The following is a 14,996-nucleotide window of genomic DNA, read 5'->3' on the forward strand; positions in this document are numbered from 1 at the left end:
CGGCATGTACCGGGGCGACTACCGGCGGAAATTCACCCTCGCGGAATACGGTTTCCGCCTGCCCTCCTGCATCGACAACCGCCCGCTCAAGTTCGAGGAGTGGGAGGCGATGCGCCCCGACAGCGTGTTCGTCTCGGCCACCCCCGGCCCCTGGGAAATGGAGCGCACCGGCGGGGTCTTCGCCGAACAGGTCATCCGCCCCACGGGCCTGATCGACCCCCCGGTGGAGGTGAAACCGGTCGCCGCCAACGGGTTCTCTCAGGTCGACGACGTGATCGACCAGGTGCGCCAGACCGCCCAACGCGGCTATCGCAGCCTGATCACCGTCCTGACCAAGAAAATGGCCGAGGATCTGACCGAGTACATGCACGAGCAGGGCCTGCGCGTGCGCTACATGCACTCGGATGTCGACACCATGGAGCGAATCGAGATCATCCGCGATCTGCGCCTGGGCGCCTTCGACGCCCTGGTCGGCATCAACCTGCTGCGCGAGGGTCTGGACATCCCCGAGTGCGGCCTGGTCGCCATCCTCGACGCCGACAAGGAAGGCTTCCTGCGCTCGGAGACCAGCCTGATCCAGACGATTGGCCGCGCCGCCCGCAACGTCGACGGCCGCGTCATCCTCTATGCCGACCAGATCACCGGCTCCATGGAACGCGCGATGGCCGAAACCAAGCGCCGCCGCGAAAAGCAGGAAGCCTACAACCTCGATCACGGCATCACCCCGGAGAGCGTGAAGAGCCAGATCAAGGACCTGCTCGCCAGCCCCTACGAGAAGGACCGTGTCACCGTTCCCGTCGGCGTCGCCGAGGGCGCGACGCCATTCCTGGGCGACAACTTCAAGACGACCCTCAAAGACCTCGAAAACCGCATGCGCGAAGCCGCCGCCAACCTCGAGTTCGAAACCGCTGCCCGCCTCCGCGACGAGATCAAACGCCTGAAGCTACTCGACCTGGAGTTCGCCGCGGATGTCCTGGCCGGTGATGGCGAAGTCGAGCCTAAGTCCACCGCCAAGTCCCTGAGAGCCGAAGCGCGGGCGGAGCGCGAGGAAAGCTTCCGGAAACGCCGCGGACGGCGTTGATCACCGCCCTTCAGGGGTCTCATTGGGCCGCCCCTCCTCCATCCATTCATCCTGAACGCCGGCAACTGGCCCCGTTCATGCGGGAGACAGCGCGTCCGTGCAGGATCGGGAATTGCAACCCGTCGGCCGGACGCCGAGGTCCAAGCATGAGGTTCGTGAAGATGTCCCCCCAACTTGCTGTCGTCGCCGACAATAGCGCCCAGACCTTCCAGCCCGCGGACACCGTCGCCGAGCGCGTGCGGCGGCTCCAGACGGAGGCCCGGTCGCTGGCCCGCGACCACGTCGCCTCGATGATCGCCGCCATGGCCGATCTGGAGCGTCTGTCCGACGAGATCGCCAGGGGCGGCGAAGCCTATCCGGCCGGGGTGCGCGAAGCCGCGCGTCAGCTCGCCGAGGAGCTGGGCGCGCGCGGCCCCACACTGAGCGTGATCGCGACGCGGACCTAGAGGTTCGGCCTCAGCTCGCCAGGCGGCGCACGGCGTCTTCCAGCTTGGCGGTGATGGCGCTGACGCTCTTTTGCTGGCGCGGCATTCGGTTGAACGCGTCCAGCGCCGCGACCTTGTAGGCCTCGGCCAGGGTCGGATAGTTGAAGGTGTTCTCGACGAAGTAGTCGAGCGTGCCCTCCAGGTTCAGCACCGCCTGACCAATATGGATCAGCTCGGTGGCGCCCTCGCCGACCACGTGGACGCCCAGCAATCGCCGCGTCTCCAGTGAGAACAGCATCTTCAGGAAGCCTGAGCCGATCCCCATGATGTGGCCGCGGCTGGTCTCGCGGAACCAGGCCACGCCGACCTCGTAGGGCACGCCGCGCTCGCGGGCCTGCTCTTCCGTCATGCCGATGGTGGAGATTTCCGGCACCGAATAGATGCCATAGGGGAAGAACTCCGGCGGCGCCTGGGCCGGCTGGCCAAAGGCGTGGCAGGCCGCGATCCGGCCCTGCTCCATCGAGGTCGAGGCGAGGCTCGGAAAGCCCACGATATCGCCGGCCGCATAGATGTGCGGCGTCGCGGTCTGGAACGTGGCCGGATCGACGGTGAGACGCCCTCGCGGATCGGTCCCCAGTCCGCAGATATCAAGATTGAGCCCATCGGTCGCGCCTTCGCGACCGGCCGAGAACAGCACCATGTCCGATCGAATCTGGCGACCGTCGGCCAGGCTGACAAGGCAACTCTCCGGTCCCTCGACGATGGCGGAGGTCACCTTGGCGTTGAACCGCACCGAGACGCCCCGGTCGCGCAGATCGTGCACGAATTCGTCGGCCAATTCCCGATCCAGGAACGGCAGCATGCCCGCATTGGGCTCCACCAGAGTCACCTTCACGTCCAGGGCGCTGAAGATCGAGGCGTACTCCACGCCGATCACGCTGGCTCCCACAACCACCAGCTGGCGCGGGATGCGGCGCAGGTCGAGAATCTCATCGCTGTCGACGATGTTCTGGCCGTCGAAGCCGATATGGTCCGGTCGATAGGGCCGGGTGCCCACCGCGATCACGAAGCGTTCGGCGGAGTAGACCCGGGGGCCGTTGGCCTCGGCCACCTCGACGGTGTGGCTGTCGATAAAGCGCGCGGCGCCGATCACTTTGTCGACCCGATTGCGGTTGAACTGGTGCTCCAGCACCTCGACTTCGTGATCGAGCGTGATGTGGAGACGCCGGCGCAGATCTTCGGCGCAGATGTCCTGCTTGGCGCGGTAGGCGCGGCCGTAGAAGCCGCGCTCGCGCCAGCCCGAGAGGTTCAGAACCGTCTCCCGGAGCGTCTTGGACGGGATCGTGCCGGTATGCACCGAGACCCCGCCGACGCGGCGTCCACGTTCAATCACAAGCACGCGCTTGCGGAACTTGGCGGCCTGAACCGCCGCGCGGCGTCCGGCCGGGCCGGATCCGATGACGATCAGGTCATAGGGAACAGGCGTGATGTCGATGGTCGACGTGGACTTCGTCTTGGGCACCTTGGCGCTCCTGCTTCTGCGGGCAGGGGCAGCCATAAAGAACGCGGGTTAAGGTTAGCCTTCGGAAACCCTGCCGAGGCCTTAACCCTGCTGCAGCGCGCAGGCCGCGGCTCAGTACCGCTGTTCTACCGCCGCAACGCCCCACTTCGGAGGCGGTGCGTCATAGGCGCGGAAGCGGGCGACCGCTTCCTCGGTGCTCTCGGCGTAGATCAGCATGTCGACGTAAGGCTGGGCGATGAAACCCTTGTCCGCCATCTGCTGGATCGTGGCCCGCATCAGGTCGTAGTAGCCGCTCACATTCACGAACCCGCACGGCTTGGCGTGGAAGCCCAGCAACGCCCAGGTCCACTGCTCAAAGATTTCTTCAAAGGTGCCGGGTCCGCCTGGCAGACATAGGAAGGCGTCGCCGAGTTCGGCCATCGACCACTTCCGCTCATGCATCGAATTGACCACGCGGAGCTCGGTCAGTCCGGTGTGGGCGATCTCCTGGTTGACCAGATCGGCTGGCATCACCCCGACTACCTTGCCGCCCGCCGCAAGCGCCGCATCGGCGACCGCACCCATCAGCCCCACCTTGCCGCCGCCATAGACCAGCGTCAGACCCTCACGCGCAAGCAGTGTCCCGCAGGCGATCGCCGCCTCCATGAAGGCTGGTTCGGTTCCCTGCGAAGAGCCGCAGAAGACGCAGACGCTGCGCATGAGATGGCCGGCCAGGGGATGTTGCGAAAGGGTCGCTCCCTTAGGCTGATTGCGGCTGGCTGTCACGAGCGCTGGTCTTGCAGCAAATCCACGGCTACAACGTGTTCACGGCTCGTCAGGGCGATTAGCCGGGCGCCGAACTATGGGCGGCGCTTGATTTCTATCTCGGTTGGAATTCGACGCATGGCGAGCGGTACGGTCAAGTGGTTCAACACGGCTAAGGGCTTTGGTTTCATCCAGCCTGACGATGGCGGAGCAGACGTTTTCGTCCACATCTCCGCCCTCAATCAGGCAGGCCTCGATAGCCTGAACGAAGGCGACAAGGTCGACTACGAAATGGAGCAGGATCGTCGCTCCGGCAAACTGGCGGCGACCACGATCGTGGTCACGGCCCAGGGCACGCCCCAGCCGCGTCGCTCAGGCGGTGGCTTCGGCGGCGGTGACCGCGGCGGCTACGGCGGCGGCAGTGATCGCGGCGGCTACGGCGGCGGTGGCGGTTATGGCGGCGGCGGATACGGTGATCGCGGCGGCGGCTACGGCGGCGGCCGGGATCGCGGCTTCGGCGGCGGCGGTGGCGGCGGCGCCCGTCCGCGCGGCGTCGTGGCCGGGTCGGGCTCCGGCGAGGTGAAGTGGTTCAACCCCACCAAGGGCTTTGGTTTCATCAAGCCCGAGGGCGGTGGTCAGGACATCTTCGTCCACATCTCGGCGGTCGAGCAGGCCGGCCTGTCGGGCCTCAACGAGGGCCAGCGGGTCAATTTCGACCTTGAGCAGGACAGCCGCAGCGGCAAGACCTCGGCGACCAACCTCAAGGTCTCAGGCTAAAGCTCACTTCAGGGGATTGGGCCGGGCGGTGACCCGGCCCGGAACCTCGACCGAATAGGGTCCGAACCGGGCATCCGGCGACATGTAGTCGGTGGAAATGTATTGCGCGCCCGACCTAAAGGCCGCGGCCTGCGTCGTCGGGTCGTTGGCGCGGGCTTCCTTCGTATCGGCATCGGCGCGGGTCCGGACCAGGATCCCAGACCGGACCGCATTGCCGATCCGCTCGGCTTGGGCCTTTGGATCGTTGAGCGTGATGTAGCCTGCGGCCGGCGAACTCTCGTCGATATTCACGAAGGCGACCCGCCCTTCCAGTACGCGGCGGGCGCCCCGATAGCGCGCTACCTGGTCCGGCGGCGCGTCCAGAGCAAACAACACCCGCCCTCGCGCCATCTTCAGCGTCGGCCACCCGCCGGCCGCGACAGCCTCGCGCAGGGTCGCACGCCGACCCTGGACCTGATCCGGCGTGATCAGCTCAGCCTCAGGAAACACGCCGCGGATCTCGGTGTCGACCGAGTCCATGGCCGCCGCGTCGAACACCGGCGCCTTCACCGCGCCCGGCAGGTTCAATCCGCCTTCCTTGAGATTGAGCAGGATCAGGATCGGCAGGTGGTCCGGATGGGCCCGCGACCAGGCCCGGATCTCCGCCAGGCAGCCGCGGAACAATGGGCAGCTCGACCGATAGTCCACCGAGACCTCGTGGATCACCTTCAGGCCCGGCGCCTTGAGCGGCGCAAAGTCGTAGGGTTCGGCCTTGGCGCCCGCCATCCTGTAGCCCAGCGGCGTCGCATACAGCCCCGGCTGCGGGTCATAGGCCAGATCTAGCTCTAGCTGTCGCGCACCGGCATCGAGCTGACGAGCCAGCGGCGGATGGGCATAGTCGATGGCGTCGGCTTCCTTCGGGTTGGCCGACCGGATCATCGCCAGCTCATTGGGTGCGACCGCCAGCTTGTAGGAGTTATGCGTCCCCACCGTCTGAATGGCCGTCATGGGAAGCGCGTCCACCACTTCACGCGTACAATCGGGCGCGCCCGACGGCCGCTCCAGATCACAGTTTGGCGAGAGGGCGGCGGCGAGCAGGGCGGCGAGGATCATGTCGCCATGCTCTCACAAGATGCATGACAGTCGCCACCCCGTTGCGTTCCAAGTCGCCATGACGTCACATCCCGCCACATCGAGGGGAGATCATTCAGGATGCCGATCGCTGCGGCCAGGGTGTATTCTGAGGGCCATCGCCTGAGGCACCTTCGCCTGCACGATCCGGAGGACCGCCCGGTTCAAGGCCGACAGTTCGCCTGGATCGGCTTGGTTGATCCCGACGCAAGCGAGGTCGCCGCCCTTCAGGCCCGCTTCAACCTGCATCCGCTGGCCGTGGAGGATGCGCTCTGCGAGCATCCGCTGCCCAAGGTCAGCGTCTATGGCGACCAGGTCTTCGTCGCGGCCCGGACCGCGCGGCTCGAAGGCGAGGAGATCGTCTATGGCGAGACCTGCGCCTTCCTCTGCCGTAACCACATCATCACCATTCGCCGTGGATCGGATCGGGCTCACACCGTGGTGCGCCGCAATCTGGAGGACTCGCCGGCGGTGATGCAGCACGGCATCGCCTATGTGCTTTATGCGGTGCTGGATTTCATCGTCGACGGCTATCAGCCCATCGTCGACGAGATCGAGGAAGAGGTGCTGGCCATCGAACGCCGCGCGCTCGACGCCTTCCTCAGCCGCGATGACGTGACCCATCTCTTTAATCTGCGCCAGGCCCTGACCCGCTTCCGGCGTGTCCTGGGGCCCATGGAAGAGGTCTGCGCGCGCCTTGAGCATCTGCGCCTGCCGTTCCTCGACTCGCAGGTGCAGCCCTATTTCCGCGACGTGGGCGACCACGTGCGCCGCGTCTCCAACGCCATCGAGGGGCTGCGCGACGTGCTGTCCTCAGTCTTTGAAGTGGCCAATCTGTTCGAACAGCAGCGCCAGAGCGCCATCACCCGCCAGCTGGCGGCCTGGGCCGGCATCCTGGCCGTGCCAACCGCTGTCTTCGGCCTCTACGGCATGAACTTCCAGGTGATGCCGGAACTAACCTGGCGCTACGGCTACCTGGCGGTGGTGGGGGCCACGGCCGCCGTTTGCGTCGGCCTCTGGATGAGCTTCCGTCGCGCGCGCTGGCTATAGCGGCCGGGAGGGGTTAGACGCCCCGCCCATGTCGGACGACCCTATCCAGATCATCGCTCGCGGCCCCCGCGCCGTCGCCGAAGCCGCAGCCGCCGAGCTGGAGGCCGATCCCCGAACCGAAGCGACCACCTTCTCGATCCTGGAGGAGGACGAGGACCGGGACGTCTGGCGCATCGACGCCTTTCCGGTTGAAGCCGACGAGGCCGCCGCCATCGGCGAGGTGTTGAACAGTCATGCTTCGCTCATCGTCACCCGGGAGGTGCTGGCTGACGCGGACTGGCTCGCCCTGGCGCTTTCGGGCCTGCCTCCGGTCCGCGCAGGGCGCTTCTTCGTCTACGGGGCCCATGACCGGGGTCTGGCGCCGGCCAGCACGATCAACCTGCGCATCGAGGCCGGTGCGGCGTTCGGCACCGGCCACCACGGCACCACGGTGGGCTGCCTGCTGGCCTATCATGATCTCCTGAAACGCCGCCGGTTCGCCCGTGTGCTCGACGTGGGCTGCGGCACTGGGGTGCTGGCCATCGCCGCCGCGCGCACGGGATCCAAGGTCGCGGTCGGGACCGACATCGACCGGGTATCAGTTCGCATCGCCAACGAGAACGCGACGCTCAACGCCGCCCACGCCCGCTTCGTCCACGCCGGCGGGCTCGACCACCGGCTAGTCCGTGGCGCTGGGCCCTACGACCTGGTGTTCGCCAACATCCTGGCGCCGCCCCTGGTGGCGCTGTCGGGCGACATCGGTCGCGCATTGAAGCCCGGTGGCTTCGCGGTTCTGTCCGGGTTGCTGCGCACCCAGGAGCGCCGCGTGCTGGCGGCCTACACCTCCAAGGGCTTCCGACTGGTGCGCCGCATCCATCGCGACGCCTGGGCGGCGCTGGTGGTTCAGAAGCCTTAGCCGGCTAACCGCAACAACGCGATCAGTCGCGCGCGAGTCTCGCCGTCGGCGATCCCGTCCACCCGGTCCTGACGCCAGTGCCGCTGAAACGCGCGCACGGTCGTGGCCGTCGCGGCATCGAACACACCCGACGGCGGCAGGTCATAGCCGAGCCGCGTTAGTCCCGCCTGCAGTGCAAAGACCGCCGCGCCCGCTTCGCCCTCGCCGACCGGCGCGCCGGGCGCCGCCGGCGGCTCCGCCCACAAGCCATGACCAGCCTCGGCGAGCCGCTTCCAGGGAAATAGTTCGCCAGGATCCTCCTTGCGGTCGGGCGCCACGTCGGAGTGGCCGACAATGTCGCGATCCTCGATGGTCCAGCGGGTGCGGATATCGCCGATCAGTTCGATCACCGCCCCGATCTGAACATCGGGAAAGCCGCGATAGCCCCATTCGTGTCCCGGATTGACGATCTCGATGCCGATGGAGTCGCTGTTGACGCCTTTTCGCCCGCGCCAGACAGAGACGCCGGCATGCCAGGCGCGGCGCTCCTCCTCGACTAGCCGGAAGATGCGGCCATCCTCCTCCACCAGATAGTGCGCGGAAACCTTGGCCTCGGCGTCGCACAACCGCGACAGCGCCGCCTCGCCGGTCTGCATGCCGGTGTAGTGCAGCACGATCATCGACGGCGGCGATATGCGGGCGTCGAAATTCGGCGAAGGCGTCTCGATCAGGGTCATCGCACCCGGTTCCTCACGGCCATCAAGAGCGCCAGGACCTGATTCCGCCGAAGCGCCACGATCAAGACCCCGGTCATGGCGACAGCGGCGCCCAGGGCCATGCGCGGCCCGAATGGATCGCCCAGCAGGGCGACGCCGAGGCCAATGGTCATAAGGGGCGTCATCAGCGTGAGGGCCGCAATCAGGTTGGCCTCATACTTCTGCAGCAGCATCACATAGCTGGTGTGCGCGCCCAGCGAGACGATGAAGGCCGAGAACAGCAGGGCCGCCACAAACGGCCAGCCGGCGGCCAGCGCCAGGTCAATCTGGCCGGGCTCGAGCCAGGCCGACAGCGCCGCCAGCGGAAACAGCGAGGACAGCCCCACCCAGGCCTGAAACGTCAGTGGACGCAGTCCTTCGATCTGCTTGGTCATCACCGCCCCCAGCGACGACATGAAGGTCGCCAGGGCCACCAGCAGCAGACCCGTCGACACCGTCAGGCCGGCCGGGTCCCAGATCACCATCAGGACGCCCGCGAACGAGAGCGCGATGCCCAGGCCGCGCCAGGGCGTGATGCGCTCGCCCAGCATCAGCACGGACAGCAGCGTCGTCATCGGCAGCCCAAGCTGAAACACCACCGCCACGGACGAGGGCGTCGAGGTCTGCAGGCCCACGAACATCAGACCGAAATTTCCGCCGCCCATCAGCAGGGCGGTGATCACCAGTCGCGAGATCGGCCGGGGCGCGGGCGCCAGGAAGGGGATCAGCACAACCGTCAGGATCGCGAACCGCGCGGCCGCATAGAACAGCGGCGGCACGTCCATGCCGCTGATCACGTGCTTGGACACGAGATTGTTGATGGCCCAGACCAGGCACATCAGAACGAGCAACGCGAAGTGGCGGGGGGCCATTCCCGCCGGTTAGGCCGCGTCTCGCGAAAGTGGAAGCCGCTTTCGCAAGACCCGCTGACCTTCGCCCCCTAGGCCGCCTGACCGAGGCTGAGCGCCTCATAGCGCGCCAGGTGATGGTCGACGGTGCCGAACACCATCTCGATCATGGTCGCGCGCTTGAAGTAATGGCCCACCGCCATCTCATCGGTCATGCCCATGCCGCCGTGCAGCTGGATGGCGTTCTGGCCGACAAAGCGGCAGGCCTTGCCGATCTGCACCTTGGCCGCTGCGATCGCCTTGGCGCGTTCCGCGTCGTCGGTCACCTTGATGTTGGCCATGTAGGTCATCGAGATCGACTGCTCGACGTTGATGAACATGTCGACCATGCGGTGCTGCAGCACCTGGAATGAAGAGATCGGCACGCCGAACTGCTTGCGCTGCTTGGTGTACTCCAGGGTCTTCTCGTGCAGTTGGCGCAGCACGCCGCAGGCCTCGGCGCAGGTGGCGGCGATGGCCTCGTCCACCACCTTCTCGATCAGCGGCAGGCCGTTGTCGGCTGTGCCGATCAGGGCGTCGGCGCCCAGCGAGACATTCTCGAAATAGACTTCCGAGGCGCGATTGCCGTCAACAGTCGGGTAGTCCCGCGTCGAGACGCCCTTGGCGTCCTTGGCCACCAGGAACACCGAGATGCCGCCGGCGTCGCGTTCGCCGCCCGAGGTCCGGACCGTGACGATCAGGTGCGTGGCGAAGGGCGCGCCCACCACCACCGCCTTGTGGCCGTTCAGCGTCCAGCCGGCGCCGTCCTTCTTGGCCGTGGTCGCAACCGAGGCCAGATTGTAGCGGCTGGTCGGCTCGGCCTGGGCGAAGGCCATGCGCACATCGCCGCCGATGATCCCGCCGATCAGGTCGGCCGCCGCGGCGTGGCCCGAATGCTTCAGGAATCCGCCGCCGATCACCACCGTGCCGAGATAGGGTTCGACGACCAGCGCCTTACCGAACTCTTCCATGACGATCATGTTGTCGATCGGCCCGCCGCCGAGGCCGCCCAGCTCTTCCGAAAACGGCGCCCCCAGGATGCCCAACTCCTCGGCGAAGGCCTTCCAGACCTCCGGCCGCCAGCCCGGCTCCTTGGAGACCGCCGCCCGGCGCTTGTCGAAGTCGTAGTGGTCCGCGAGATAGGCCGCGACCGTGTCGCGAAGCATCGACTGTTCTTCGGTGAAGCTGAAATCCATCGCCCTTAGGTTCCCTCTTTCCGCTCCTCCCGGCCAAGGCCGGGATCCAGCCCGCCCGACCGGTTCATGAGCGGCCCATCCATTCCCAAGTCCCGCCTCGATACCGGCCTTGGCCGGGATGAGCGGGTGTGAAATTCCTTAGAGCCCCAAAACCGCCTTGGCGATGATGTTCCGCTGGATCTCGTTGGAACCGCCGTAGATCGAGGTCTTGCGGCCGTTGAACATCTCGCCCGCGAGGCCCTCGGCATAGTCCGGACCCACCGTCACGTTCGAGCCGCGCAGCCCCTCCAGGAACGGCGCGCCGTAGTGGCTGACCGCCTCCAGCGCCAGTTCCTGCAGCCGCTGCTGGATCTCGGTGCCCTTGATCTTGAGGATCGAGCTCTCCGGCCCCGGCCCCTTGCCGCTCGACTCACCTGCAAGGGTGCGCAGTTCGGTGAACTCCAGCGCCGTCAGGTCGATCTCCAGTTCGGCGACCTTGCGGCGGAAGAAAGCGTCCGACAGCAGCGACCCGCCGACGTCCGAACGCTCGGTGCCGGCGATGGTGCGCAGCTTTTCCAGATTGCGCTTCGAACGCGCCACGCCGGCGATGCCGCTGCGCTCATGGGCCAGCAGCGCCTTGGCGCAGGTCCAGCCCTGGTTCTCGTGGAAGATGCGGTTCTCGACCGGCACCTTCACATTGTCGAGGAACACGTCGTTGACCTCGTGTCCGCCTTCCAGGGTGATGATCGGCCGCACCGTGATGCCCGGCGTCTTCATGTCGATCAGCAGGAACGAGATGCCCGCCTGCGGCTTGGCGTCCGGATCGGTCCGGACCAGGAAGAAGCCCCAGTCGGCGAACTGGCCGAGCGTGGTCCAGGTCTTCTGGCCGTTGACCAGATAGTATTCCTTGCCGTCGTCGCCGGTGAACCGCTCGGCCTTGGTCTTGAGGCTCGCCAGGTCCGAGCCCGCGCCCGGCTCGGAATAGCCCTGACACCACCAGGTGATCCCGTTGTAGATGTCCGGCAGAAAGCGCTTCTTCTGCTCGTCGGTGCCGAAGGTGTAGAGCACCGGCGCCAGCATCGACATGCCGAACGGCAGGATGCCCAGGCAGTCGGCCCGTGCGGTCTCTTCCGACCAGATGTACTTCTGTGTGGGGGTCCAGCCCGTTCCGCCCAGCTCCTTCGGCCAGCCCGGCGCCACCCAGCCCTTCTTGGCCAGCACCTTGTGCCAGGAGAGATACTCCTCCTTGCTCAGCGACCGACCCTCGTCCTGCGCGCGGCGCAGGTCGGCGGGATAGTTGTCACGGATGAAGCTGCGCACCTCTTCGCGGAAGGCGTTCTCTTCGGCGGTGAATTCAAGGTTCATGCGCATCCTCCGGGCGGGCGTGGCTTACGCCGTACAGCGTGGGGTCGGCATATACGCACGAGGGGCCGAGAGCGAAAGATGACGCTAACGTCAGCGTCAACGCACGTCTCGCATTGCGGCGAGTCCCCGACCGATCGCGAGCCCGGCGCTTCCAATGATGCGGTCGCAGGCAGCCAAATCGGGTGGGCTGCCTGGGGCTGCAGGCGCATTACGGGCTGACACGAGGCGCGCATCGATCTCGGTCGGCTTCAGCCCCTCCGAGATAAGCTTCATTTCATAGACAACCCGCCACGCAGCGAAACGGCCGCGGTTCTCGTCGGAACTCGGCCCCGCCTCTAAAGCCGAGAACGAAAACGCGTAGCATCGCGTCACCTGAGCCCACGTCGGCGGTCCACCGGACCCGGAGTCTTGCGGCGGCAGCTTAAACTGCATGGGAATTCGAACCGTCCCACCCTCAACCGGGGCTCCATCCCGCAACATCGGTCGCATCCGGAACGATGTAGAAAGCGCCAACGCCGCCTGGCCAAACTCATGGCCGGCGGGACGCTCGTCCAAAACGGTGCAGTCGACTAGGAACCCCGCCGCCGAGACCTTGCAGCTGATCGCCGCCGAGCCTTCGATCTGCGCCGCCGCCGCGGCGCGCGGATAGTACCGCGCGATCTCACTACCCGAGGGCCTGCGGATCCAGTCCGGATTGGTGATCAGCGAGGGCGCAGTTCCCGCCGCTTGCAACATCACCGCCGCCGCCAAGCCCAGCATCTCGCGTCCTCCCGACGGGCCCACCCTAAGGTTGAACCCGGCCCAGGCGCCACCCAAGAAAAACGCGCCGCTCCCGAAGGAACGACGCGTCGGCAGAACCGAGAAGTTGGGCTTGGGATGCTATTGCTTGCTGACGTCAGCGCCGCCTTGCTTCGCCACGGTGGCGGCGCCGCCGAGATAGGTCTGGCAGGGGCCGGAGAGTTCGGCGCTCAGGCGAGCGCGGCGGTCCTCGCTCCTGGCCTCTCGGCGGGCGCGGTCAAATTCATCTTCAGCCCGCTGGGCGATGTAGTCCGGTCGGCCGATGCGCTGGGCCTTGAGGAAGCCGTTGAGCCCGTCGACCTCGGCGGCCGAAAGCGTGGTCGCCAGTCCCTTGCAGCGGTTGGCCTTCAGATAGTCCACGTCCGAAACGCGCTCTGAGGCGAAGGCCGGCGCGGTGAAACCGGCGATCAGGATTGCGATGAGAGCGGTCTTCATGGGCGATCTCCCGTTGTTCATGCGGGATAACTGCCGACCGCCAGCGCCATCTTCAAATGAACAAGCAGCAATGATCAGTATAAGCGGATTAAATATCTGTCATGGGACGTCAGAGTTACAATGGTACATGACATCTCTTGCACCAGACCAACAACGACGGCAGAACAGAGCGATGTCGACGACACCCCCCGCTCCCCCTTCCGCGCCAATCAAGACGCCCTGCATCAAGGTATGCGTGGTCGACGGGGAGAGCGGTCTCTGCATGGGCTGCTATCGCCGTCTCTCCGAGGTCGCCCAGTGGGCGCGGCTCACTGACGCCGAGCGCGAGACCATTCTGGCCGAGCTCACCGACCGACGCGCTCTGATCCGGCCCGAAAAACTTGCTATGTTTTCGTGAGGTTGCAGGCTTAACGCGCCCGAAACCCTGTCCGTTCACGGGCCGCAAACCGCTCTCGATCTAGTCTCGCCAACCATAGAGACAGGCCAGAACGGCCGCGAACTACGGGTGGTGGTGGTGTCTTCCTTTTACAAGTTGGCGGCCGTGGCCGTCCTCTCGGCGGCGGCTAGCGCGGCGGCGATGACCGCCATCGCCGCCCCTCAGACCCTGCGGCTCGCCCGCCTCGACGCCCAGGGCTTCGCCGCCGGTCCGGCCGCGGCCCCCGCCGGCGCGATCACCAAGGCGTCGGACGGTCACTTCTGGGCCGAGGCCGACGTCGGCGCGGTCGCCCCCTCCGCCCAGAGGGTGCGGTTCCTGGTCGACACCGGCGCCACCGCGGTGGCGCTGACGCCGGAAGACGCGGCGCGTCTCGGCTTCAAACCCCAGGAGCTCAAGTACGGCTACAACATCACCACGGCCGGCGGCGGCTCGCGCGCCGCGGCGGTGACTCTGAGTTCGGTGTCGATCAACGGCGCCCGCATCGAGAACGTGCAGGCCCTGGTGGTCGCCGAAGGCCTCGACGTCTCGCTACTGGGGATGAGCTATCTAGGCCGCCTGACCCGCTTCGAGGCCACCCGCCAGACGCTCCGCTTCGAGCCCTGATGATCGTTCGGCCGCCTCTCGGATCGCGGCATAGGCGGCGTCGATCACCTCCAGGCCCGCGCCGGGCTTGACGCTCTCCACCGTGAGGATCCGCCGCCAGGTCCGGGCGCCCGGCACGGCATGGAACAGGCCCAGCATGTGGCGTGTCATGGCCGCCAGGTGCGTGCCCCGCGACAGCTCCGACGCCACATAGTTACGCCATTCCGCCAGCGCCTCACCCAGGTCGATCACGTTTCCCGCGCCGAAAATCCGGGCGTCCGCCTCCGCCAGCAGACCCGGCGTGTGATAGGCCGCGCGGCCCAGCATCACCCCGTCAACGTGGTCCAGATGCTCCAGCGCCTCGCCCAGCGAGCCGATCCCGCCATTAATCTCGACAGTGAGGTGCGGCCGCTCCCGTTTCAGCCGCCAGACCAGAGGGTAGTCGAGTGGCGGCACGTCGCGGTTCTGCTTGGGTGACAGGCCCTTCAGCCAAGCCTTGCGTGCATGGACGATGAACCGGCCCACCCCGGCTGCGGCGCAGGCGTCCACCAGGGTGAACAGGCTGTCCTCCGGGTCCTGTTCGTCCACGCCGATGCGGCACTTCACGGTCACCGGAACGCTGACCGCGGCGCCCATCGCCGCCATGCATTTGGCCACCAGTTGGGGCTCGCGCATAAGGCAGGCGCCGAACCGCCCCGACTGCACCCGGTCCGACGGGCAGCCGACATTCAGGTTGATCTCGTCATAGCCCGCCTCGGCGCCGATCCGCGCCGCCTGGGCCAGATCGGCCGGGTCCGAACCGCCCAGCTGCAGCGCCACCGGATGTTCGGCCGGCGAAAAGGCCAACAGCCGCGCCCGGTCCCCGTGCAGCACGGCGCCGGTCGTCAGCATCTCGGTGTAGAGCCGGGTGCGACGGGTCAAGGCGCGATGAAACGCCCGGCAATGCCGGTCGGTCCAATCCATCATGGGCGCCACGGATA

The 14,996-nt window shown here is 66.7% G+C and carries 17 protein-coding genes and 1 pseudogene; 8 read left to right on the forward strand and 10 right to left on the reverse strand.

Annotation, left to right across the window (positions count from 1 at the left end; genetic code table 11):
- The coding region (locus ACIQ3R_RS07370) for a helicase-related protein (RefSeq protein ID WP_397416840.1) at positions 1-1,081 on the forward strand (1,081 nt) is incomplete at its 5' end.
- Positions 1,082-1,242: 161 nt separating this feature from the next.
- Positions 1,243-1,527, forward strand: coding sequence for a hypothetical protein (locus ACIQ3R_RS07375; RefSeq protein WP_397416842.1), 285 nt, complete (start codon positions 1,243-1,245; stop codon positions 1,525-1,527).
- 10 nt (positions 1,528-1,537) lie between these two features.
- On the opposite strand, the gene sthA is transcribed toward ACIQ3R_RS07375, so the two are convergent.
- Both sthA and ACIQ3R_RS07385 read right to left on the reverse strand, forming a co-directional pair.
- Positions 1,538-3,028, reverse strand: coding sequence for a Si-specific NAD(P)(+) transhydrogenase (sthA, locus tag ACIQ3R_RS07380; RefSeq protein ID WP_397416844.1), 1,491 nt, complete (start codon positions 3,026-3,028; stop codon positions 1,538-1,540).
- Between the two features lie 111 nt (positions 3,029-3,139).
- Complete coding sequence (locus ACIQ3R_RS07385; RefSeq protein WP_397416846.1) at positions 3,140-3,727, reverse strand: TIGR00730 family Rossman fold protein; 588 nt, start codon at positions 3,725-3,727, stop codon at positions 3,140-3,142.
- Positions 3,728-3,910: 183 nt separating this feature from the next.
- On the opposite strand from ACIQ3R_RS07385, the pseudogene ACIQ3R_RS07390 reads away from it, so the two are divergent.
- Positions 3,911-4,099, forward strand: a pseudogene (locus ACIQ3R_RS07390) (cold-shock protein); the annotation flags it as partial.
- A gap of 228 nt (positions 4,100-4,327) precedes the next feature.
- Positions 4,328-4,549 carry a cold-shock protein gene (locus ACIQ3R_RS07395; protein ID WP_397416875.1) on the forward strand — a complete coding sequence of 74 codons (222 nt, stop codon included), beginning with the start codon at positions 4,328-4,330 and terminating at the stop codon, positions 4,547-4,549.
- Positions 4,550-4,552: 3 nt separating this feature from the next.
- Here the strand turns inward: ACIQ3R_RS07395 and ACIQ3R_RS07400 are convergent, their stop codons facing one another.
- Positions 4,553-5,641 carry a phosphatidylinositol-specific phospholipase C1-like protein gene (locus tag ACIQ3R_RS07400; protein WP_397416849.1) on the reverse strand — a complete coding sequence of 363 codons (1,089 nt, stop codon included), beginning with the start codon at positions 5,639-5,641 and terminating at the stop codon, positions 4,553-4,555.
- Between the two features lie 99 nt (positions 5,642-5,740).
- Here ACIQ3R_RS07400 and ACIQ3R_RS07405 point away from each other — a divergent pair, with 99 nt between their 5' ends.
- The gene (locus ACIQ3R_RS07405; RefSeq protein ID WP_397416851.1) at positions 5,741-6,709 is read left to right on the forward strand and encodes a magnesium and cobalt transport protein CorA; all 969 of its coding nucleotides are present in this window, start codon (positions 5,741-5,743) and stop codon (positions 6,707-6,709) included.
- A gap of 28 nt (positions 6,710-6,737) precedes the next feature.
- Complete coding sequence (locus ACIQ3R_RS07410) at positions 6,738-7,604, forward strand: 50S ribosomal protein L11 methyltransferase (RefSeq protein ID WP_397416853.1); 867 nt, start codon at positions 6,738-6,740, stop codon at positions 7,602-7,604.
- Here the strand turns inward: ACIQ3R_RS07410 and ACIQ3R_RS07415 are convergent.
- The 6 genes from ACIQ3R_RS07415 to ACIQ3R_RS07440 form a co-directional block, all read right to left on the reverse strand.
- Positions 7,601-8,320, reverse strand: a complete 720-nt coding sequence (locus ACIQ3R_RS07415; RefSeq protein WP_397416855.1) for an N-acetylmuramoyl-L-alanine amidase — start codon at positions 8,318-8,320, stop codon at positions 7,601-7,603. The two genes, ACIQ3R_RS07410 and ACIQ3R_RS07415, sit on opposite strands and share 4 nt — an antisense overlap.
- Positions 8,317-9,210: a DMT family transporter gene (locus tag ACIQ3R_RS07420; protein ID WP_397416857.1), complete on the reverse strand. Its 894-nt coding sequence runs from the start codon at positions 9,208-9,210 to the stop codon at positions 8,317-8,319. Before ACIQ3R_RS07420 ends, ACIQ3R_RS07415 begins: the two co-directional genes overlap by 4 nt.
- Before the next feature lie 68 nt (positions 9,211-9,278).
- Positions 9,279-10,421 (reverse strand): acyl-CoA dehydrogenase family protein, encoded by a 1,143-nt coding sequence (locus ACIQ3R_RS07425; RefSeq protein WP_397416860.1) that lies wholly within the window; start codon positions 10,419-10,421, stop codon positions 9,279-9,281.
- Between the two features lie 138 nt (positions 10,422-10,559).
- A complete protein-coding gene (locus ACIQ3R_RS07430; protein WP_397416862.1) occupies positions 10,560-11,765 on the reverse strand; it encodes an acyl-CoA dehydrogenase family protein in 1,206 nt (401 codons plus the stop codon).
- A 96-nt stretch (positions 11,766-11,861) separates the two neighbouring features.
- Entirely contained in the window at positions 11,862-12,524 is a 663-nt protein-coding gene (locus ACIQ3R_RS07435; RefSeq protein WP_397416864.1) for an energy transducer TonB, read from the reverse strand.
- Positions 12,525-12,644: 120 nt separating this feature from the next.
- Positions 12,645-12,998 carry a hypothetical protein gene (locus tag ACIQ3R_RS07440; RefSeq protein ID WP_397416866.1) on the reverse strand — a complete coding sequence of 118 codons (354 nt, stop codon included), beginning with the start codon at positions 12,996-12,998 and terminating at the stop codon, positions 12,645-12,647.
- 172 nt (positions 12,999-13,170) lie between these two features.
- Between ACIQ3R_RS07440 and ACIQ3R_RS07445 the strand changes: the two genes are divergently transcribed.
- Both ACIQ3R_RS07445 and ACIQ3R_RS07450 read left to right on the forward strand, forming a co-directional pair.
- Positions 13,171-13,395 carry a DUF1289 domain-containing protein gene (locus ACIQ3R_RS07445; RefSeq protein WP_397416868.1) on the forward strand — a complete coding sequence of 75 codons (225 nt, stop codon included), beginning with the start codon at positions 13,171-13,173 and terminating at the stop codon, positions 13,393-13,395.
- A gap of 117 nt (positions 13,396-13,512) precedes the next feature.
- On the forward strand, positions 13,513-14,037 hold the full coding sequence (locus ACIQ3R_RS07450; RefSeq protein WP_397416870.1) for a TIGR02281 family clan AA aspartic protease: 525 nt from the start codon (positions 13,513-13,515) through the stop codon (positions 14,035-14,037).
- Here the strand turns inward: ACIQ3R_RS07450 and dusA are convergent.
- Positions 13,981-14,996 (reverse strand): tRNA dihydrouridine(20/20a) synthase DusA (gene dusA / locus ACIQ3R_RS07455; RefSeq protein WP_397416873.1); only part of this gene is annotated, 1,016 nt, incomplete at its 5' end. The two genes, ACIQ3R_RS07450 and dusA, sit on opposite strands and share 57 nt — an antisense overlap.

This window comes from Phenylobacterium sp., assembly GCF_044371015.1.
Classification (GTDB): domain Bacteria; phylum Pseudomonadota; class Alphaproteobacteria; order Caulobacterales; family Caulobacteraceae; genus Phenylobacterium.